Origin of the sequence: Shewanella gelidimarina, assembly GCF_023283945.1 — a bacterium.
GTDB lineage: Bacteria > Pseudomonadota > Gammaproteobacteria > Enterobacterales > Shewanellaceae > Shewanella > Shewanella gelidimarina.
Genome location: NZ_JAKIKW010000009.1, coordinates 14,567 through 36,169 on the forward strand (window position 1 = coordinate 14,567; position 21,603 = coordinate 36,169).

The window sequence follows — 21,603 nt, forward strand, 5'->3', positions numbered from 1 at the left end:
AGCAAATTAGCCTGCATTTAGTTCGCTACAATGTTGAGCAATTTGCCCGGGATGTAGATAACTTTACGAACAGTTTTGCCTTCAGTGTGCTTAACCACACCCTCTTCAGCCAACCCTGTCGCTTCAACTTCTTCTTTGCTTGCATCTGCTGCGACAGTAATTTTAGCGCGTAGCTTACCGTTAACTTGCACAATAATAAGCTTGCTGTCTTCAACCAGTGCAGCTTCGTCTACTTCTGGCCAAAGTACGTCTTCAATCGCACCAGTATTGCCCAGTTCATTCCACAAGCTAAAGCTAGTGTGAGGAATGATTGGGTAAAGCAAACGCGTCACAGCGCTTAATGCTTCTTGCATCAATGCTCTGTCTTGTTCAGTGTCAGTGGCAGCTTTTTGTAAGCGGTTCATCAATTCCATCACCGATGCGATAGCAGTGTTGAACATTTGACGACGCTCAATATCATCACCCACTTTAGCAATGGTTTTATGCAGTTCACGGCGAAGGTCTTTTTGAGCAGCATTAAGTGACTTTAAATCTAATTCAGCAGTTGGACCCGCAGCAACATGATCGTGTGCTGTTTTCCACAAACGCTTAATAAAGCGATGTGCACCTTCAACACTCGACTCTTGCCATTCAAGCGTTAGCTCTGGTGGCGCGGCGAACATCATGAATAAACGAACGGTGTCAGCACCGTACTTATTGACCATCTCTTGTGGGTCAATACCGTTATTCTTAGACTTAGACATCTTGCTCATACCAGTATAAACCAGCTCGTTACCTTCGCTGTCTACGGCTTTAACGGTACGGCCTTTATCATCAGTCTCAAGTACTGTTACATCGCTTGGTGCAACCCAAACACGTGCGCCTTTTGCATTGTTATAGTAGTAAGCATCAGCCAATACCATACCTTGAGTCAGTAGACGCTTAGCGGGCTCGTCAGAGTTCACTAGACCTGAATCGCGTAACAATTTGTGGAAGAAGCGGAAATACAATAGGTGCATACAAGCGTGCTCAATACCACCAATGTATTGATCGACTGGCAACCAGTAGTTAGCTTTAGCAGGATCTAGCATTTCATCGGCATGAGGGCTGCAGTAACGCGCGTAGTACCAAGATGACTCCATAAAAGTGTCGAAGGTGTCTGTTTCGCGGAAAGCTTCCTGACCGTTAACTTGCGTTTTCGCCCACTCTTTGTCAGCTTTAATAGGACTCTGAATCCCATCCATGACAACATCTTCAGGCAAGATAACTGGAAGTTGATCCTCAGGTGTTGGGATAATGGTTCCATCAGCCAAGGTGACCATCGGAATGGGGGCGCCCCAGTAACGTTGACGTGAAACACCCCAGTCGCGTAGACGGAAGTTCACTTGACGCTTACCTTTGCCTTCAGCTACTAGCTTGGCATCAATGGCATCAAACGCCGCTTGAAAATCAAGACCGTCAAATTCAGCTGAATTAAACAATACACCTTTATCAGTGTAAGCTTCTTCGCTGAGATCAAGTTCACTATCAACAGGCTTAACAACGCCTTCGATGGTTAGGTCGTATTTTTTGGCAAATTCATAATCACGTTGATCGTGTGCTGGGACCGACATAACAGCGCCAGTACCGTAGTTCATTAATACAAAGTTACCGACCCAGATAGGAACTTCTTTACCGGTTAGCGGGTGAATTGCATTAAGACCGGTAGCAACGCCTTTTTTCTCCATTGCAGCCATAGCCGCTTCGGTAGTATCAGCGTTTTTACACTCTTCGATAAAATCAGCGAGGGCAGGGTTATTCGCTGCAGCTTGCTGTGCTAATGGATGAGCGGCTGCAATAGCAACGTACGTCACACCCATAACAGTATCTGGACGAGTGGTATAAATATCGAAGCTCTGGTCGCTATTCGCCACCTGGAATGTCATTTCGATACCTTCGCTACGGCCAATCCAGTTGCGCTGCATGGTCTTAACTTGCTCTGGCCATTCGTCTAACTGGTCGAGGTCATTAAGCAGCTCGTCGGCATACTCAGTGATCTTAATGAACCACTGCGGGATCTCTTTTTGCTCTACAGTGGTATCACAGCGCCAGCAGCAACCGTCGATGACTTGCTCGTTCGCGAGAACGGTTTCATCATTTGGGCACCAGTTAACCGATGCCGTCTTCTTGTAAACCAAGCCTTTTTCGTAAAGCTTAGTGAAGAACCATTGCTCCCAACGGTAATACTCAGGTGTACAAGTGGCTATTTCACGCGACCAGTCATAACCAAAGCCAAGCATTTTAAGCTGGTTCTTCATGTAGTCGATGTTTTCATAAGTCCATGGCGCAGGCGCGGTATTATTTTTGATTGCCGCATTCTCTGCAGGCAGGCCAAAAGAGTCCCAACCGATAGGTTGCAGAACATTTTTGCCTTGCAGTCGTTGGTAACGAGCAACAACATCACCTATGGTGTAGTTACGCACATGGCCCATATGGAGTCGACCTGAAGGGTAAGGAAACATAGAAAGGCAGTAAAACTTTTCTTTGTTTTCATCTTCGGTAACTTCAAATGTCTTTTCATCTTTCCAGTGCTGTTGCACTTTTGCTTCAATTTCAGAAGGAGTATATTGCTCTTGCATCAATGTATTTCCGGCCATTGTTTGATCTAGCGCTGTTTATGCGCGAGTTATATCGACATAGAATAAACTAGAAGTGAGTCATTAAAAAGGTTCGTCTAAGGAGTATTTATTATGAGTGAACAAAGTACTGAGTTACTTTCGCTTTACGAGGCACTAATTCAACAAATAAAAACGCAATACAGTGACGATAACTCTCTGACTGTAAAGAGTTTATATAGTCAGACTCAGACCTGTAAAGAATACTTGGCTATTAAACAGCAAGCAAAGGCTGAAGAGTTAGCTTTAGTTGAACAATTTTTAAAACGTGATATCGCCAGTTTCCTACAAGAGAGGAACGCTAAAGATCTGAGTCATAGTCCAACAATGATCACGGTTGAAAATACGTTATGGCATTGGCTCAGTGAAATTACTGACAGAAGCCAGATTGAATGGCATGAGGTGGCGCAAGATTTTAAGCATCACGGCTATTATGTATCGGGCGAAATAGTTGGCCAAGGAACCATGGTATGCACGGCTTGTGGCCATGAATCGAAAATCGAATTCCCAGGGGTGCTATCTGATTGTACTGAGTGTGATAACGGCGAGTTTACTCGTGAAGCATTAGCACCTTAGCTCAATACCGTGGTCATTTTGAATGTTTTTTACGCTTATTAATCCGCATTGCTTAAATAACAATGCGGTCCTTCAATATTTACTTCTGCTTATTTACTTGTTTTCTATCCTAAAGTTACATTCCATATACTTTTTTACCACAAATCACTAAAGCTACCCGTGAACGCAGCCGATGTTTATAACAGTAATAGATGATATTCATTTCTGGTCAATCATAGGGAGATGTTCGACTGGGTCGTTGTAGATGCAAGCTTTAGAGTTGAGTAAAGCATCGGTAGTTTTTGGGGATTAGCATGAAGTTTGTACATAAAATTGTTATTAGCGCGAGTCTGATCTTGCTCTTGTCGCTAGGGAGCTTATCGAGCTACCAGTATTTCCAAGTTAAACAGCAGATAAATGATCAGGTCAGTCTGAGTGTGGCTGAGTTGGTCGATTCGATGAAAAATAATATAGAAGCTGTTATGGCCGAAAAAGCAGATCTTACTCGCTTTGCTGCTTCTCTATTCGAGTCAGACCTCTCGGATGAACATTTTCAGCAAGTGTTAGGTCAGCCTGTCATTAAGCAACATTTTATCTTAGCGGGTATGGGGCTGGAGTCGGGGCATTTCATCGGCAATGAAGCGAGCTGGCAACCGCAAAACTATGATCCTCGCAAGCGAATGTGGTATCAAGAGGCGAAACAACAAGGGCGACAATTATTTACCGAGCCCTATGCTGACGCTAGCACTGGAGAGATCTTAGTGTCAGTGGCTGCACCTCTGTTTAAAAATGGTCAGTTTGAGGGAGCTATGTTTGCGGATATCAGTCTTAAAGCGTTAGCGGATATTAGTAACAAAGCGAACTTATTCGGTGCGGGTTATGCCTTTGTTGTAGGCAACAACGGCGATTTTATTGCCTACCCAGATGCGAGTATGAATGGACGTCCTATGAGTCAGGTATTCGGGGAACAATTGGATGTGACTCAGAAAACTAGCCACATCAACATCGATGGTAAAATACATACTGTTATTTTTAACCCGTTATCCGGCTTAGATTGGAGTTTGGGTATCGTACTAGATGAACAGGTTATCTATGCCGCTGCTGACAAATTACGCGGTGACGCTATCTTCTATTCCTTATTGGCTCTGGTCGTGGCGACGCTGCTGATGGCCGGTCTCATTAGGCATTTAATGAAACCATTGGGAATATTGAACGAGGCGATGAAAGACGTGGCATCTGGCGAAGGGGATTTGACACGACGCTTGAGCACTGAATCTGACGTTGAGTTCGCGAGTTTAGCCAGCAGTTTTAATAGTTTCGTTATCAAACTGCAAGACTTGATCCAGCAGGTAAAGGTCATTGGTGGTGAAGTTGCTATTGGGACTGAAATGACCGCAGAAGGCGCGAAATCCGCCTCTCGTGCGATGGGACAGCAGACGCAGGAGATCGAGCAACTTGCAACGGCAATGCATGAAATGGCGGTCACTGCATCGGAAGTGGCTGGAAATGCGCAGAGCGCAGCATCCGCTGTTCAGCAAGCCGATGCTGCCGTTAATGAAGGTGCAGCGGCAGTGAATCAAACAACGGATTCCATCGATCATCTGTCAGAACAAATTATGCAAGCTAGCGAAGCTGTAAAAGAGTTAGAAGCAGACACTGTTAGCATCGAATCTATCCTTGGCGTCATCAATGAAATCGCCGGGCAAACAAACTTATTGGCACTGAATGCGGCAATTGAGGCCGCTAGAGCCGGTGAATCGGGCCGCGGTTTTGCAGTGGTTGCAGATGAGGTTCGTAACTTGGCAGCGCGTACTCAAGAGTCCACATCGGAAATTAAGGACAAAATAGAGAAGTTACAGTCAGGAGTCGCTACGGTTGTTAATGTGATGGATGAAAGCCGTGGCACCACCCAAACAACGGTAGAAAAGGCATTGATGGCAAATGATACCCTGAAAGAGATCCGCAAGAGTATTCAGGATATTACCGATATGAATCTTCAGATAGCCAGTGCTGCAGAGGAGCAAAGCCAGGTGGCTGAAGAGATGAATAAAAATACGTCTAACATTAAAGATCTAACCATGGAAGTGGCTGATAACGCCACACAGGCTAATGCAGCCATGGTGACTCAGATGAAGCAGGTTAAGCAACAAGAAGCCCTGCTGAACCAGTTTATTGTCTAGCACGACCTTGGCGACCATTTGATAGGCTGCTTAGTTAAATACCCGTTTACAACGGGTATTTTTCTTTAATAGCCGTTAGCGCTTCAATCGCACAAGCCTATCTCGTTTAAACGCGCTGATTAATCCCGAACCGAACAATAGCGCTGAAAGTAATAGCACCGGCCATTGGCCGACAAGGGTGAAGAGTGTATGACCTTTAACCAATGGAATATCTGCTGTTAACACACCAGCTACGAATTGGGGTAGCTGGTGGGTGATATCACCTTTTTCATTGACGACAGCAGTCACGCCGTTATTGGTGGCGCGGACCAAAGGTCTGCCAAGCTCAACCGAACGCATTTGAGCTATTTCCATGTGTTGTAAAGGTCCGTTTGAAGTGCCAAACCAAGCATCATTTGAGACGGTTAACAATAAGTCAGTCTGCTCATTTACGTTGGCCCTTAACTGCTCAGGAAATGCAATTTCATAGCAAATTGCTGGTGTAATCTGGTGTCCAACGGCATTTAAATTATCTTGCAAATAATCACCACGATTAAAGGATGACATCGGCAAATTAAACAAAGGTGCTATTGGGCGTAACAGTGACTCAAATGGAACAAATTCGCCGATAGGTAACAAGTGGTGCTTTTTGAATTCATTTTTCTCTTCACCATAGTAATCGCCTTTGTCTTGTTGCTTAGCATCATAATTCCCTAAAACAATCAGTGAATTATAGTAGCTGTTACCACGCTGACTGATAATCCCAGTAATAATGGCACTGTTATTTAAATTAGCAGCTTGATTGGCATTATAAAGAAAGTCTTTGACCATGTGTTCTGGGGCCGGAATGGCCGCTTCTGGCCAGACGATAAGATCTGCTGAAAACTCTGGCCGAGATAAGTCCATATACTTGAGCATTGTTGGCCACAGTGCGTCGGGCTCCCACTTCATACTCTGGGGGATATTACCTTGGACAAGTGCAACGCTGAGGCTTTCGCCTTTTGACTCAACAGTGGAGGTATAGGGCGCAATAAACGTGAGCATTGCAGCGATAGGCACAATAATGAGTGCACTTCGCCAGCGTTTAACCATACCAAGCGCCAATGCGCCGGCCAGTAAAGCCACGATAAAGCTTAAGCTCAAAGCTCCCGTCATCGAGGCAATGGGCTTCAGTGGCCCTTGTGTTTGACTATAACCAGCCCAAAGCCATGGGAAGCCAGTGAGTACCCACCCTCTAGCCCATTCCGTTAATGTCCAAAGCGCAGGGAACAAGATTAAGTTACGGCAGATACTGGTTTTAGGGGCTAATTTTTGCAGTAAATAACCCGTAAGCGCTGGATAGATCGCTAAATAAAGCGCCAGTAGCGCCATTAAGGCAATCGATGCAATTAGCGGTATACCGCCAAAGGTGTCCATACTGACATGCACCCAGCTAATACCAACACAAAAGCAACCAAAGCCGAAACTTAGCCAATAATGTAATCCTTGTTTTGCGGATAACCCGGCACTTTGATGCAGGGCAAATGCCATCGCAACGATATAAAGTGGCCAAATAGAGTAGGGGGCAAAAGCAAGCGCTGTCATGGCGCCAGCCGCAAAGGCTAGCACCAATCTCAGATAGGAATGATGGGCGAATGCCCGTAATTTACTCAGCATACAGCCTCATCATTGGGCGCCGTTAGGGGAGCGGATTGCTAGGCAATGCTCTCTTTAGCAGCTGGATCGGGAAATTTTACGCGTAATTGGATTAATCTACGGGTATCTGCGTTGACGACTTTAAACTCAATGCCTTTAATCATGACATTTTCATCACGTTCAGGCAGGTGCCCAAAAGCATGAGAAACTAAGCCACCCACGGTATCAAACTCTTCATCACTGAATTGAGTGCTAAACGCGTCATTAAAGTCATCTATTGGCGTTAATGCTTTGACCATATAGACTTGTTTTGAGATTTGTTTGATTTCAGTCTCTTCAGCTGAGTCATGATCAAATTCATCTTCAATATCACCAACAATCTCTTCGAGAATGTCTTCAATTGTCACTAAACCTGACACTCCACCGTATTCATCGACGACGATCGCCATATGATAACGTTGAGAACGAAACTCTTTTAACAATACGTCGACCCGTTTACTTTCCGGAACGACCACTGCTGGGCGGATAACTTGCCCAAGTTCAAAAGGCTTTTCATTGTTCTTAAAGCCATACTGAAGTAGATCTTTTGCGAGTAAAATACCCTCGATATGATCTTTGTCTTCATTGACTACTGGAAAGCGGGAGTGTGCTGAGCCAATAACGGTAGAGAGTAGTTCTTCTACTGTGTTGTCTATTTGAAGTGCGACGATTTGCGCGCGAGGGATCATAATGTCCCGCACTCGAAGATCGGAGACTTCCAATACACCTTTAATCATTTCACGCGTGTCTTCGCTGATCACTTCACGTAGTTCTGCACCGTGAATGACCTCAACCAATTCTTCGCGACTTTTGGGTTCGCCCTGGAATAACTGACTTACTTTTTCCAACCAGCCTTTCTTGGAGGCGTTGGTACTCGGGGGGATATCGTCACTCATAGTGTGTCACTGACTCTTTCGAGTCAATTATTGCTCCTCATAAGGATTGTTATAACCAAGGCTTTCAATTAGTTGGGTCTCTAATGACTCCATCTCTTCAGCCTCTATATCGTCTATATGATCATACCCTAGCAGATGGAGACAACCATGTACAACCATGTGCGCCCAATGTGCGGTAAGGGGTTTGTTTTGATCAATTGCTTCTTGTTCTACCACTGCGGCACAGATAACTAAATCGCCCAGTAGTGGCAGTTCTATGCCAGGTGGAGCCTCAAACGGGAAAGAGAGCACATTGGTGGGCTTATCTTTTCCGCGGTAGGTGTTGTTTAGCATCTGGCTTTCTGCAGAATCGACAATTCTTATGGTCAATTCTACGTGGTCCATACTACTTCTGAGTGCTGTTTTCACCCAAAGTTCCAGCTCTTGCGCTGAAGGCAGTGCAACGGCATCAACTGCAATTTGCAGATCGAGATCTACATTTGTTGGTGCATTAGTCATGATGGGGTGTTTCCTGTAGCTGATATTGGCTATCTTTATTGCCTTTATTTGTCTGGCTCTTTAGCTCATAGGCTTCGTAGGCTTCAACAATTCTGGCCACAATAGGATGACGAACGACGTCTTTGGCTTGGAAGAAGTTAAAGCTAATTTCGCTGACATCGCCTAACACTTCAATTGAATGACGCAGACCTGATTTTTGATGTTTCGGCAGATCTATCTGAGTGATGTCGCCTGTGATAACCGCACGAGAGTTAAATCCGATACGGGTTAAAAACATCTTCATCTGTTCAACTGTAGTGTTTTGGCTTTCATCAAGAATGATAAAAGCATCGTTTAAGGTGCGTCCGCGCATATACGCGAGTGGTGCAACCTCAATGACATTACGTTCTAATAGGCGCTCAACTTTTTCAAAGCCCATCATCTCAAATAGGGCGTCGTACAGTGGTCGTAAATACGGGTCGACCTTTTGACTCAAGTCGCCGGGTAAAAAGCCCAGTTTTTCACCCGCTTCGACGGCTGGACGGGTTAAAAGAATACGGCGAACTTCTTGACGCTCTAGTGCATCAACCGCAGCAGCCACTGCTAAGTATGTTTTGCCGGTACCCGCGGGGCCGATACCAAAGGTAATATCATGGGAGACAATATTACGCACATAATCACTTTGATTTGGATTACGTGGCTTAATTACACCACGCTTTGTTTTGATATAAAGCTCTTTCTCATCGCGAGGCGCTTCCATATCAAATGCGATAGCTTCTTGAATGGCAATATGAACGGTATCAGGCTCTAGATCAGGAGTGCTGCCTTTAAGAGGCTGAGTTTCAATATACAAGTCTCTGAGTAAGTTATTGGCTGTTAAACAGTTTTTAGGTACGCCGACTATCTGGAAATGATTATCACGATAGCTGATCTCAACACCAATACGGCGCTCCAATTGCTTAATGTTGTCATCAAAAGGGCCGCAAAGTGAGGCTAGTCTGCGTGTTTCAGCTGGCTCTAAATACAGGTTGAGTGTCGTTAACTTATTAGACAAAAAATAACTCCAGATTCAAGAATATTACCGAGCGAGAGCACTCTAGTTTACGAGGCATAATCAATAAATGCGAATGGTATTTTTGAATGATTATAAGGACGAAAAAAGCGGCATCTAAGATGCCGCCCTATAAACGTGATTACCCTTGGTTATCGAGTCTTTTAAGACGGGGTAAACTGAGTGACACCAATGGCGTCATCTTGCTTATACTTTGCCACAATATCAGATGGACGTAAGTCGCGACGTAAATCCATTTCATCTTCAGCGCGGACAAATACACCGCGTAATGAGTTGGTGTATACATCAACAATTTCAACGTCAACAAAGCCGCCAATATACTCAGGCTTGCCTTCAAAGTTAACAACGCGACTGTTTTCAGTACGACCACGCAGTTCCATTGGGTTTTTAACCGATGGCCCTTCAACCAAAATACGCTGCACTGTACCGACCATGTGGCGGCTATAGCGCATAGCTTGTTGAGTGATACGATCTTGCAATATGGCTAAGCGCTCTTTTTTCTCTTCCAGTGAGACGTTATCTGGCAGATCGGCAGCAGGTGTGCCTGGGCGTGCGCTGTAAATGAAGCTAAAGCTATGATCAAATTGAATGTCTTCGATGAGCTTCATTGTGTCAGCAAAATCTTGCTTAGACTCACCAGGGAAGCCAATGATGAAATCAGAGCTAATCTGAATGTCTGGACGCGCTTTACGCAAGCGGCGAATAATAGACTTATATTCGATAGCCATATGGCCACGCTTCATTTGCGTCAGGATCAAATCTGAGCCAGATTGAACCGGTAGATGCAAAAAGCTCACAAGCTCAGGAGTGTCTTCGTAAACATCAATAATATCTTGGCTGAACTCAATCGGGTGGCTGGTGGTAAAACGTAGGCGGTCTATGCCATCAATCGCAGCAACGTAGCGTAGTAGTTCTGCAAACGAACAGATCTCATCATCGTGGGTTGCACCGCGATAGGCATTTACGTTCTGGCCGAGCAAGTTCACTTCACGTACACCTTGATCAGCCAATTGGGCTATCTCAAGAATGATATCGTCTAACGGGCGACTGACTTCTTCACCGCGGGTATAAGGTACAACGCAGAAAGAGCAGTACTTACTGCAACCTTCCATGATGGAAACATATGCACTAGGGCCGTCAGCTCGTGGTTCGGGGAGACGATCAAACTTTTCAATCTCAGGAAAACTGACGTCAATAACGACTTTTTTCCCATCTTTAATCTGGTCTATCATTTCTGGTAGGCGATGTAGCGTCTGTGGGCCGAAAATAAGATCCACACACTGGGCGCGGTCTTTAATGGCTTTACCTTCTTGGGATGCTACGCAGCCGCCAACACCAATAATAAGCCCTGGCTTTTTATCTTTTAGTGTTTTCCAACGCCCTAGCTGATGAAAAACTTTTTCTTGTGCTTTCTCACGAATAGAGCAGGTGTTGAGCAAAAGCACATCGGCTTCCGTTGCGTCATCTGTCAGGGTATAGCCTTCGTATTCGTCGAGAAGATCGGCCATCTTTGATGAGTCGTACTCATTCATTTGACAGCCCCAAGTTTTAATATGGAGTTTTTTACTCATCAGTTTGTATCACTCTAGATGCACCGAAAAAATAGCGAAATATTTTAACGCTTCTGCGAGCTGCTGGCTAGCATTTAGCCTATGTTTGAGTGAAATTAATCTGCTGACTTTATTGCCCTTGTTAAACGTATGGGTATGTTTTTTTGCTGTTCTGTACTAACGGTATTGTTTGTAACACCTTGTTCTTGAGCCATTTGAAGGCTGTTCATACGTGCTTGTATGTGGATGTCAGCACGTAATTGCAGCTTGAACATGCTGATTATATGAGTGGTGTATTGGTAAATAGCATAATCCATTGGACTGCGATAAGTGACGGACATGCGCTCTATATCTTGCTGTGAGTCTGCCGCAATGCTGGCTAATGGGGTGAATAGCGTTATTAGTAACGTAGCTAGGGTTAATGATTTCATATTATTTTCACTCATTCCTTAGGGATATATCCATTTGACAATTTGAGTCTATGATATGGTTTGAATATGAGTGTGTATGGTATGTAACCAGTTGTTAATCATTGGCGTCTCAGACACATTTATATACGTTAGAGTGCTCTGAGACATTAAACGACATATTTTGTTTGGCTTAATGGCACCATCCTGGTTTAAGAAGCGCTACTTTGATCAAATTTTGCAGTGCAAAGGACAAATAGAATCGTTTTTGAGTGTAAACTTCTCTCAATGATAAGTCGGATCATCTTTCAGGAGTCTAAGGTCTGTGGAACAGCTGAAGAATAAAAGCAGTATGTATGACGCAGTTGTCGTTGGCGGCGGCATGGTTGGAGCTGCGACGGCGATTGGTTTAGCCCAGCTAGGACTAAAAGTTGCTGTGGTTGAAGCATTTGCACCCAAAGCTTATGAAAGCTCACAACCGCTTGACTTAAGAGTGTCAGCCATTAGTGCGGCCTCTGAAGCGCTTCTGGACCGTCTTGGGGCCCTGGAGTATTTAGGCACAATGCGTCAAGTCGCTTATAAAGGACTCGAAACTTGGGAATTAGACGGGTGCATCACCCAATTTCATGCCGATCAAATTGGCACTTCACATCTTGGGCATATTGTAGAAAACCGCTTAATCCAGCTCTCTTTGTGGCATCGTATGGCACAGTTAGAGAACATTACTCTATTCTGTCCAGTAAAAATCAGTCAGTTAAAGCGCGCAAATGATGCTATCGATATTACCCTTGAGGACGGCCAATCGTTCTCTACTCGGTTATTGGTTGGCGCAGATGGGGCAAACTCCTATGTTAGGCAATGGGCAAAGATCGGTATCACGGGTTGGGATTACCGTCAGTCAGCAATGCTGATTAATATCGAAACCCAGAGTGGCGAGCAAGATGTTACTTGGCAACAATTTACCCCCAAAGGTCCTCGCTCTTTACTTCCACTCCCTGGCAATAATGCCTCTTTGGTTTGGTACGACGATGCCAATCGCATCGCGCAGTTGTCTCAGTTGAATAATACGGCCTTAAAAAATCAGATTGATCAGTATTTTCCTGAGAGGCTAGATCGTGATTTTAAAGTGATTAATAAAGCGAGCTTTAAGCTGACTCGTCGTCATGCCGAGCGGTATTATGGCGATAATTTGGTGATCCTTGGCGACGCAGCGCATACCATTAACCCTTTAGCAGGGCAGGGCGTTAACCTCGGTTTTAAAGATGTTGATGCACTAATCACCACCGTCGAGTCGCACTTACAGCACAATGCTGGCTGGTGGACTACTGAAGTGCTAAAGCAGTACCAAAAATGCCGTTATCGAGATAATCAATTGATGATGACCGCCATGGATATGTTTTACGCTAGTTTTAGCAACGACATTTTACCGCTAAAACTGCTAAGAAATGGCGTACTTAAATTAGCAAATATTGATAGCCCAATAAAAAAACAGGTATTAAAGTACGCTATGGGTTTTTAATGGCCCACGTCCTATATAGGGATAAAACAAGAAAGCGGAGAGCTGCATAACAGCTTTTCGCTTTCTTGTTTATGAGGGGGAGTCAGGCAAGATTTGCAGGCGATGTCTACCACGCGATATTGTCAATTTTGCGTATAATTTGTTGGTACGCGGTTTGAGTGCTAAAATGCCGCGTTTTTAATTTTGTGGCTAAGTGCGGCAAAACGTAAATAAGTAAACACAGACTGAGTATTATGAGCAATATAAAACTTATTGTTGGGTTAGCAAATCCCGGCGCACAGTATGACCGAACGCGCCATAACGCAGGCGCTTGGTACGTTGAAGAACTCGCGCGCGTCTGTGGTGCGACGTTAGTATTAGACAGCAAGTACTTTGGCATGACAGCGAGAGTGACACTGCATGGCAAGGATGTCCGCTTATTGATCCCGATAACCTTTATGAATTTAAGTGGTAAGTCGGTTGGCGCATTGGCGAATTTTTTTCGTATTGCCCCTGAAGAGATATTGGTCGCGCATGATGAGCTCGATATGCCACCAGGGGTTGCAAAGTTTAAGTTGGGTGGGGGGCACGGTGGCCATAATGGCTTAAAAGATATCATTGCTAAATTGGCTAATGATAAAGGCTTCTATCGCTTACGCATTGGTATTGGGCATCCTGGTGATAAAAACCAGGTCAGTAACTATGTGTTGAGTAAGGCTCCGCCAACGGATCAAGAGATGATGGACGCTGCTATAGATGAAGCGGTGCGCTCGACAGAGATTTTATTTAACGACGATATGGCAAAGGCGATGCACAGGTTGCATTCTTTTAAAGCATAAACAAATACTTGGGGAATACCCCCAGGTTATTCATTGATATAAAGGTAACAATATGGGTTTCAAATGTGGCATCGTAGGCCTGCCAAATGTTGGTAAATCAACACTATTCAACGCGTTAACTAAAGCAGGTATCGAAGCGTCAAACTTCCCGTTCTGCACGATTGAGCCAAATACAGGCATTGTTCCTGTACCGGATTCAAGACTGGATGCGCTAGCTGAGATCGTTAAGCCTGAGCGTGTTATGCCAACAACAATGGAATTTGTAGATATTGCTGGTTTAGTGGCAGGCGCATCTAAAGGTGAAGGCTTAGGCAATAAGTTCTTAGCTAACATCCGTGAGACTGATGCCATTGGTCATGTTGTACGTTGTTTTGAAGATGACAACATTGTGCATGTGGCAAATAAGGTAGACCCAGCAAGTGATATTGAAGTTATCAATACTGAACTTGCACTTGCTGATTTAGATTCATGCGAGCGTGCTATTACTCGCCAAGCCAAACGCGCTAAAGGCGGCGACTCAGAGGCGAAGTTTGAAGTTGCCGTACTTGAGAAGATGCGCCCAATATTAGACGAAGGCAAAATGTTGCGTTCAATGGATTTAAGCAAGGAAGAGCTAGCTGCAATTGCTTACTTGAACTTCTTGACCATTAAACCAACGATGTATATCGCTAACGTTGCTGAAGACGGTTTTGAAAATAACCCTCATTTAGATACTGTTCGTGCCATCGCTACTGAAGAGAATGCTGTTGTTGTTGCTGTGTGCGCTGCGATAGAGTCTGAGCTGGCAGAAATGGATGCTGACGACCGTGAAGAGTTCATGGCTGATCTGGGCCTAGAAGAACCCGGTCTTGATCGCGTCATCCGCGCTGGTTACGACTTACTTACGCTACAGACATATTTTACCGCTGGTGTTAAAGAAGTGCGCGCATGGACCGTTAAAATCGGTGCAAGCGCTCCACAAGCTGCTGGTGTTATCCATACTGACTTCGAACGTGGCTTTATTCGTGCTCAAGTGATGGCGTATGAGGACTTTATCACCCATAAAGGTGAAGCCGGCGCTAAAGAAGCGGGTAAATTACGCGTTGAAGGTAAAACATACGTCGTTAAAGATGGCGATGTAATGCACTTCCTATTTAACGTATAAGCTCTTTGCGGCCGTTATTGCCGCAAACGAATATAAAACGCGGCGCTTAAAGTCTCCTTTAAGCGCCGCGTCTGTATTTTGGCCTCGATTAACCGGGGTAAACATGATTCAATTTTAGTGCTAAGCTTGGCGAATGCTTGGATTTTGAGCTTGTCGTTGCGATTTATAGAGGCTTGAGCAAAGAAATAAAATTATTTTACGCCGCTAAATTGGCGTAAATCGCAATATATTGCGCATCTGTTGCCCAGTTTGGCGAAGTAATAGCCTAACAGTGTAATTAGTTTAAATTAGCGAAAAAAAGCAGTTGACCTGAATACGCTGAATAAGCATAATACGCCCCGTTCCTCAGTGAGAGGGACGAAATATAGATGGCAATGTAGCTCAGCTGGTTAGAGCACAGCACTCATAATGCTGGGGTCGCAGGTTCAAGTCCCGCCATTGCTACCATCTTCTCAGGATGTAAAGTTTGAGACGTAGCAATATCGGTACGTAAGTCCCGGCAATATAGCTACCATCTTCTCTAGATGTAAACTTGGGAATGGCCGACTAGTTGAAAGTTTACTTTCAGAAATAAGGTTGGCAACATCTTAATCTAGATGTAAAAATTGATGCAGTTTGAGAATGGTGAATGTTGATATTAGACACGCTGTGATTGAATGCCATCTTAATCAAGATGTAAACTTGATGTAGTGCGGGAGTGGTGGAATTGGTAGACACGCCAGATTTAGGTTCTGGTGCCGTAAGGTGTGAGAGTTCAAGTCTCTCTTCCCGTACCATTTATTGAAAAGTAATGAGCTTAGGCTGGTTATTAGTAAGAAAGATTAATTGGGATATCGCCAAGCGGTAAGGCACCGGGTTTTGATCTCGGCATTCCCAGGTTCAAATCCTGGTATCCCAGCCATCTTTGGCAATGTAGCTCAGCTGGTTAGAGCACAGCACTCATAATGCTGGGGTCGCAGGTTCAAGTCCCGCCATTGCTACCATCTTTCTCAGGATGTAAAACGTGGGGTTGTAGCAAAGACGGTTCGTAAGTCCCGGCAATATAGCTACCATCTTCTCAAGATGTAAAATACGAGCCATCTTAATCTAGATGTAAAAACTGATGCAGTGCGGGAGTGGTGGAATTGGTAGACACGCCAGATTTAGGTTCTGGTGCCGTAAGGTGTGAGAGTTCAAGTCTCTCTTCCCGTACCATTTATTTTGACGTAATGAGTTTCGACTTGTTACTAGCAGCACAGTTTAATTGGGATATCGCCAAGCGGTAAGGCACCGGGTTTTGATCTCGGCATTCCCAGGTTCAAATCCTGGTATCCCAGCCATTTTTAAAAGGTTGATTTATTGACCTTGTCTGAATAACCACTAGACAATTTTATTGTTGCAGGCTATAAAGATGAAGCAAGGAAACTTGCAGTAAAATTCGATGCGGGAGTGGTGGAATTGGTAGACACGCCAGATTTAGGTTCTGGTGCCGTAAGGTGTGAGAGTTCAAGTCTCTCTTCCCGTACCATCGAGTTTTAAACAGTTTAATTGGGATATCGCCAAGCGGTAAGGCACCGGGTTTTGATCTCGGCATTCCCAGGTTCAAATCCTGGTATCCCAGCCAAACACAGAAAGCCCGTCTTAATAGACGGGCTTTTTGCTTTTCTAAATTCTACTTTTCGATATGTCCAAATAGATCCCATCCTTGTCTAAAGTTATCGCTATTGTTGTTCGCCATCAATAGCGTACTGAGCTGTGTTCTGACTGCAAGCCTGAGTAGCTCACGTAGTGCGGCCGACGTTCAAAGCAAATAGCAAAGCCCTTTAAGCTGCGTTGTGGACTTTTGATATACGACTAAATAGTCTATTTTGTTCCATACAAAATAAGACATTCCCACCCTCCTTGGCGGTCAGATTGAGGAGGTACGAGTCCACGGATGGACGAAGGTAGAATAATGCAGGAGCAATTATCGAGAGTCATGCATAGAACTATTACCGAGGATACCAGAGCCGAGAATAACGATTAGCTTCAATCCCCCATCTTGCCTACAGGGCTTTGAATTCCCGCTGAATGGTCAAACTTTTAATACAACTGGTATAAGGTCTAAATAGGCTCTGCATAAGAGGTGGCACATAATGGTAGTCATCACACTTGGGGCAATTACCAACGTGCAGGGAGTGCCGAAGTACTTGAGGACTGTGTATCGTATGCCTAAGTGGATTGAGCCTACTCTGATAGAGATATATGAGCGCATTTAACAATCACGACTCAATTAATCTCATGGCCCAGTCTTGATTATGGCTGTCATGTTACTCGCCATGACGACTGTTTGAACACGTTTAAGCGCAATATCTCAATGGCACGAGCATTAAAGACCCCAAATCTAGCCATTTATTTTGTGGTCATTACGTTAGTGCCGCTGTATCTGCGATGAGCCTAGTTGGCAAATTGGATTGAAATCCTAATGCTTGGTAACAAATCAGCCTTTTGTTAACTTTTGTTAGCTCGCTTAGTGCTAACAATCACGCTTTAGCGTTGGCCTTTTACTTGTTGTTAACATCTGGTTTTTATTTGGCATCCTTTTGTTTACCTATTGTTATCGATTAAGGCTTTATTTGTGCTGTGTTTCTCGTTAACCAATTTGTTTCAAAATGCAACCGAGGTTGTCACACTTTAATTGCAATCGTTTCGTTACATTTCATTTGCCCCAAAAAAGAGGGCTAAATAAAAGTGAGTGGAACAGATGATGAAAAGAGTCGATATAAAAGTTGCTACATTAGCAGCCTTCATTGGACTGGCCTTAACAGGTTGTTCTGGTGATGATGGACAAAATGGTAAAGACGGCGAAGCAGGTAAACCTGGACAGCCAAGTATCCCTGTTGCAGCAGATGCCAAGGCATTAACAGTTGCGGTAGACAAGATTGTCGTTGGGGCGCAATCAGATATTACCTTTACAGTCACCAATGAAAAAGATCTTCCCGTCGTAGGCTTAGAAAAGTTTGGCTTCATACTCTCAGGGTTAGAACAAGGCGCTCAAGGTGATGCTAATAACTGGAAGTTGCTTAGCTCTGAAGCCTGTCCTGCCAGCAAGTACTCTAAGTGTGGCAGCTTGGTCGATAATCAAGACGGTACTTATACTTACAGCTTTGAGAAAGACGTTAGCGCAGTAACAGCTTTTAGCATCACTGATGAAAAAACATTAAGGTTAGTGTTAAGAACTGGTGGTGAAGCCGTAGGTGCAACGGAGTTAAGTTATGCGAATATGCACTATGACTTTAGAGCCGAAGGCTTAGAGCCGCTCTATACCAAGAACGTGGTGAACAACCAAAACTGCGTTAGCTGTCATGATGATTTCGCTATCCATGGTGGTAAGTACACTGAAGTCGAAACATGTGTTTCTTGCCATACGGACAACAAAGTCAGTGATATGAGCAAAGTCTTTCCGATGTTAGCGCATGATGCACATATCGGAGTGATCCCAGCTCCCGTGGGTGGTTGTGATAACTGCCATGCTGAAAATGAGCAAGCAACGGATTTTGCAAACTGGAAGAACGTACCTACTCAAGAAACGTGTATTACCTGTCATACAGACGTTAACTTCAAGGAAGGCGTTGGTCACTGGCCGTATCAGGACAATGCTCAATGTGCTAATTGTCACACGCCAGATACCCTCGAGATGGTGCATTTGTCTACCTATAAAGGTCAGAACGAGCGCCGTGAAAATCTTCACCTGACGGTGACCGAAGCTAAGATGGTTGATGCTCCAGAAGCAAAAGCCAATATCGATGCTAACCTCGATACTGATAAGACTGGCTATGTACAGCTGACAGTCGACATTTTGGATAAAGATGGCAACACGCGTAATGAGCAGTTAGATCTGGTTAAGTACATGTACTACGCCGAGTTCTATATCAACTGGGGTGGCCAGGATATGGGCATGGAGCGTGGTAAGGTACTACGTGTTCATACCAATAAAGAAAACTTCCCAGGCTATGTCGATGAGCCAATCGTGCTTAACTATGAAAATGGTAAGACGACGTTTGAAATCGGTCCATTCGATCTTGAAGATGACTTTGATGGTGACTTGAACGATAGCTACGGTATGGTGACGCCGCGTATCTGGTTCTGTATCGACAAAGATGGTGAAACAATCCAGGATTGTGATGGAAAAACGGATTGGAGCAATGGTGCTGCGGGTTATAACTGGCAACACTTCTTCAATAAGCAAGGCATGCTGGAAGAGCGTCCACGTCGTCAAATCGTGACTAACGAGCTGTGTGGTGACTGTCATGGTACCACTACTTCAGATGATGGTTTTGTACAGATGACACTGAACTGTCGTAGCTGTCATTCTGTAGTTAAGAATGATAGTACCTACTTTGGTACCACTTGTGCCTCCGGTTCGGTCGATTCCGATGGTGATGGTTCTTTAGACCCAATGGTTATGATGAAGGACCTAATGCCACGCGGCGAGCGTGACTGGACTACTGCATCGAATGCTGGTGAAGAATGTGTGGCTTGTCATAACGCTAACAACATGCCGACTCAGGTCATACGTAATTCGCAAACCAAGCAAGGTGATGAGGATTATATTGAGCAACTGACGATGAGTCACCCGGATCAGAAAGTATGGATCCATGCAATGCATGCCAACAACCGTGCCAACCAAAGTGGTGAAGGTTGGAAGCGTAATGTTGAGTACTCGGCAGATCTAGCCAATTGTACTAAATGTCATATCGAAGACAGCTTTGACGCCAAGTACCTAGTAGGCCGTAAGCCGTTAGCACTGGATCTTGATTACATGGAAACCTATGACGGTCTCGACCCTGCAAATGGTAAAGATACTAGCGGTAACAAGCGTTATGCCGTCGATGCTGTTGCAGATGCTTTCGTATCGCCTACCGCTGCTGTATGTTTGAGCTGTCATGGTAAGCGCGCCGCGGAAGAGGGTGAAGACCGCCGTCAAGTCCGTAAGGATGTTGTTAGTCACATGAAGCAAAATGGGGCTCAGTTCGGTGTAGAGCTTGGTCAGTACACTGGTGAAGAGTCATGTGCTGTGTGTCATGATCTAAACAACCTAAAGGAATCTCATAACCTGAAATAAAGTTCTCATCCCTGCAATATTTTTTGACCCTAGCATTTTGCTAGGGTCTTTTTTTACGGGGATCACAAATATTAACAATGCATCAACTGTTTGATCGGAACTCAGCATTGTGTCAGGTTTAGAGTTAACAAAATGCCATACAATGTTGTTAGGGGATCTACTAAAAGTAGTCGAGGTTAGGTTGTGAAGATTACTGAATGTTTAATTATTGATTTAGATGCCAGAGAGTTAGTTGATATCTATCATTCGACTCGCTGCGCGTTATCATTAGCAGAGCTAGAAGTACTAAAAAGCTTAGTCAATCATGTCGGTGAAGTGGTTAGCAAAGACACACTTAATGCTGCTGGTTGGCCTGGAAGAGTGGTTGCGCCCTCATCATTGACTCAATGCATGAGCAGTTTACGAAAGAAGCTGACTGGGCAAACCGATATCGAGTTAAAAAACATCCCCCGTTACGGCTATAGCTTATGCATTATAGAGCATGCTGAAGCAGTAACTTCTACAGATATTGATAATGTCAGTACTTTCGTTAAGCCAGCATCTGGCAAGTTCAAAGCTCCAAACTCACACCGAATAAACCCAGTAAAAGCTAAAGTAGCCGGTTTGCAGGCTGTATTAACCCCCAAACTTTATCGGCTTATTGGCATCGCTGTCGTCGTTACTTTTGTGGCTGGCTTGCACTTTTCGGGAGGGCTTAAAAGCATTGTTAACCAGCTTTCCTTACTTACCGAACCCGATGTGGCATCAATCACTCAAAAGCGTTTTTCATTGGCGAAAACCCCATCGTTACTTAATGCGGTTCAACTGGATAATCAACGTAAAGAAATTATTAGCGCTGACGATGTGGTCGAAAATTGGTTTAATTATGACAATATTTTCAAAAATTCGACCGATAAACAACTGTTCTCTTTTGATAATGGCCGCTATGAATCCGTCGCTTTATGTAACGAATTCAATGAAGTCTGCATTGATAAACAGCCGCTTAACCTAGTGCGTTCGGTCAATGCAACGACGACACCATTAGATATTCAATGGTTAGCGGATACCAAGCTAAGAATGGAGCAGGTAACCTATAATAATATTTTGTTAGATGAATTCGAACCTGCCGATAAAGATTTGGTCGAGGATGTATTTCGGGCCGACGTGTACTATTACTCAGAAAGTAAAAATGTGGTGCGCGCAGATGTCAGATTGTCATTGATTTTTGATTCCGCGAATCGAGGTAAGCTGGTTGCCGCGGCATGTATTACCGATGATATGCTTAGAGAGATCTCAATTCGGTATCAGTTTAGTGGTGACTTTAAGCTGACCAAAAGTCAGGTCGATGGCAAAGTCGTTAGTACTTTTCTGGTCGATGTAAAAGAGCGGTCTTTCACTAGTCCACAACAGATATCAAAAGAATCGGCCACGATATACCGAGAGATCCGTAAAAATGTTCTGCAAAATGAACGTATGGTCATCAGGCAACTTTATCAAGATGATGACAGTGGCGTTTGGATGCTACCACTATGGGGCGAAACCATGGTTTGGGCTCATCGAGAGCAAGTATCACTTTAAGATATGTATTGCTGCAGGTTAACGTTGAGTGGCAAAGCAAAATGTAAAAGTAATAGATA

General features: G+C 44.3%; 14 protein-coding genes and 8 tRNA genes. 15 read left to right on the forward strand and 7 right to left on the reverse strand.

Features of this window, described 5'->3' with window-relative positions; all coding sequences use genetic code 11:
* Positions 1-17 precede the first annotated feature (17 nt).
* A complete protein-coding gene (leuS, locus tag L2729_RS09540) occupies positions 18-2,597 on the reverse strand; it encodes a leucine--tRNA ligase (RefSeq protein WP_248988168.1) in 2,580 nt (859 codons plus the stop codon).
* 111 nt (positions 2,598-2,708) lie between these two features.
* On the opposite strand from leuS, the gene L2729_RS09545 reads away from it, so the two are divergent.
* Complete coding sequence (locus L2729_RS09545) at positions 2,709-3,209, forward strand: zinc ribbon-containing protein (protein WP_101089918.1); 501 nt, start codon at positions 2,709-2,711, stop codon at positions 3,207-3,209.
* Positions 3,210-3,502: 293 nt separating this feature from the next.
* Positions 3,503-5,368 (forward strand): methyl-accepting chemotaxis protein, encoded by a 1,866-nt coding sequence (locus L2729_RS09550; RefSeq protein ID WP_248988066.1) that lies wholly within the window; start codon positions 3,503-3,505, stop codon positions 5,366-5,368.
* Between the two features lie 75 nt (positions 5,369-5,443).
* Here the strand turns inward: L2729_RS09550 and lnt are convergent, their stop codons facing one another.
* From lnt to L2729_RS09580, 6 genes are all read right to left on the reverse strand, one after another.
* A complete protein-coding gene (lnt, locus tag L2729_RS09555; RefSeq protein WP_248988067.1) occupies positions 5,444-7,003 on the reverse strand; it encodes an apolipoprotein N-acyltransferase in 1,560 nt (519 codons plus the stop codon).
* Between the two features lie 38 nt (positions 7,004-7,041).
* A complete protein-coding gene (gene corC, locus L2729_RS09560; protein WP_248988068.1) occupies positions 7,042-7,917 on the reverse strand; it encodes a CNNM family magnesium/cobalt transport protein CorC in 876 nt (291 codons plus the stop codon).
* 27 nt (positions 7,918-7,944) lie between these two features.
* A complete protein-coding gene (gene ybeY / locus L2729_RS09565) occupies positions 7,945-8,415 on the reverse strand; it encodes an rRNA maturation RNase YbeY (RefSeq protein WP_248988069.1) in 471 nt (156 codons plus the stop codon).
* The gene (locus L2729_RS09570) at positions 8,408-9,448 is read right to left on the reverse strand and encodes a PhoH family protein (RefSeq protein WP_248988070.1); all 1,041 of its coding nucleotides are present in this window, start codon (positions 9,446-9,448) and stop codon (positions 8,408-8,410) included. Before L2729_RS09570 ends, ybeY begins: the two co-directional genes overlap by 8 nt.
* A 161-nt stretch (positions 9,449-9,609) precedes the next feature.
* Positions 9,610-11,037 carry a tRNA (N6-isopentenyl adenosine(37)-C2)-methylthiotransferase MiaB gene (gene miaB / locus L2729_RS09575; RefSeq protein ID WP_248988071.1) on the reverse strand — a complete coding sequence of 476 codons (1,428 nt, stop codon included), beginning with the start codon at positions 11,035-11,037 and terminating at the stop codon, positions 9,610-9,612.
* Between the two features lie 95 nt (positions 11,038-11,132).
* The gene (locus L2729_RS09580) at positions 11,133-11,447 is read right to left on the reverse strand and encodes a hypothetical protein (RefSeq protein WP_248988072.1); all 315 of its coding nucleotides are present in this window, start codon (positions 11,445-11,447) and stop codon (positions 11,133-11,135) included.
* A gap of 328 nt (positions 11,448-11,775) precedes the next feature.
* Between L2729_RS09580 and L2729_RS09585 the strand changes: the two genes are divergently transcribed.
* The 13 genes from L2729_RS09585 to L2729_RS09645 all read left to right on the forward strand — a co-directional run bounded on the left by L2729_RS09585 (position 11,776) and on the right by L2729_RS09645 (position 21,544).
* Positions 11,776-12,942: an FAD-dependent oxidoreductase gene (locus L2729_RS09585; protein WP_248988169.1), complete on the forward strand. Its 1,167-nt coding sequence runs from the start codon at positions 11,776-11,778 to the stop codon at positions 12,940-12,942.
* A gap of 233 nt (positions 12,943-13,175) precedes the next feature.
* A complete protein-coding gene (gene pth / locus L2729_RS09590; protein WP_101089926.1) occupies positions 13,176-13,760 on the forward strand; it encodes an aminoacyl-tRNA hydrolase in 585 nt (194 codons plus the stop codon).
* A 52-nt stretch (positions 13,761-13,812) separates the two neighbouring features.
* Positions 13,813-14,904 (forward strand): redox-regulated ATPase YchF, encoded by a 1,092-nt coding sequence (gene ychF / locus L2729_RS09595; RefSeq protein WP_248988073.1) that lies wholly within the window; start codon positions 13,813-13,815, stop codon positions 14,902-14,904.
* A gap of 370 nt (positions 14,905-15,274) precedes the next feature.
* A tRNA-Met gene (locus tag L2729_RS09600) sits at positions 15,275-15,351 on the forward strand.
* A 244-nt stretch (positions 15,352-15,595) separates the two neighbouring features.
* Positions 15,596-15,680 (forward strand) — tRNA-Leu (locus L2729_RS09605).
* Between the two features lie 50 nt (positions 15,681-15,730).
* A tRNA-Gln gene (locus L2729_RS09610) sits at positions 15,731-15,805 on the forward strand.
* A gap of 5 nt (positions 15,806-15,810) precedes the next feature.
* Positions 15,811-15,887, forward strand: a tRNA-Met gene (locus L2729_RS09615).
* Between the two features lie 126 nt (positions 15,888-16,013).
* Positions 16,014-16,098: transfer RNA gene (locus tag L2729_RS09620), tRNA-Leu, on the forward strand.
* Positions 16,099-16,148: 50 nt separating this feature from the next.
* Positions 16,149-16,223: transfer RNA gene (locus L2729_RS09625), tRNA-Gln, on the forward strand.
* Positions 16,224-16,326: 103 nt separating this feature from the next.
* A tRNA-Leu gene (locus L2729_RS09630) sits at positions 16,327-16,411 on the forward strand.
* A 21-nt stretch (positions 16,412-16,432) separates the two neighbouring features.
* Positions 16,433-16,507: transfer RNA gene (locus L2729_RS09635), tRNA-Gln, on the forward strand.
* A 1,119-nt stretch (positions 16,508-17,626) separates the two neighbouring features.
* Complete coding sequence (locus L2729_RS09640) at positions 17,627-19,987, forward strand: multiheme c-type cytochrome (RefSeq protein WP_248988074.1); 2,361 nt, start codon at positions 17,627-17,629, stop codon at positions 19,985-19,987.
* A 183-nt stretch (positions 19,988-20,170) separates the two neighbouring features.
* The gene (locus L2729_RS09645; RefSeq protein WP_248988075.1) at positions 20,171-21,544 is read left to right on the forward strand and encodes a winged helix-turn-helix domain-containing protein; all 1,374 of its coding nucleotides are present in this window, start codon (positions 20,171-20,173) and stop codon (positions 21,542-21,544) included.
* Positions 21,545-21,603 lie beyond the last annotated feature (59 nt).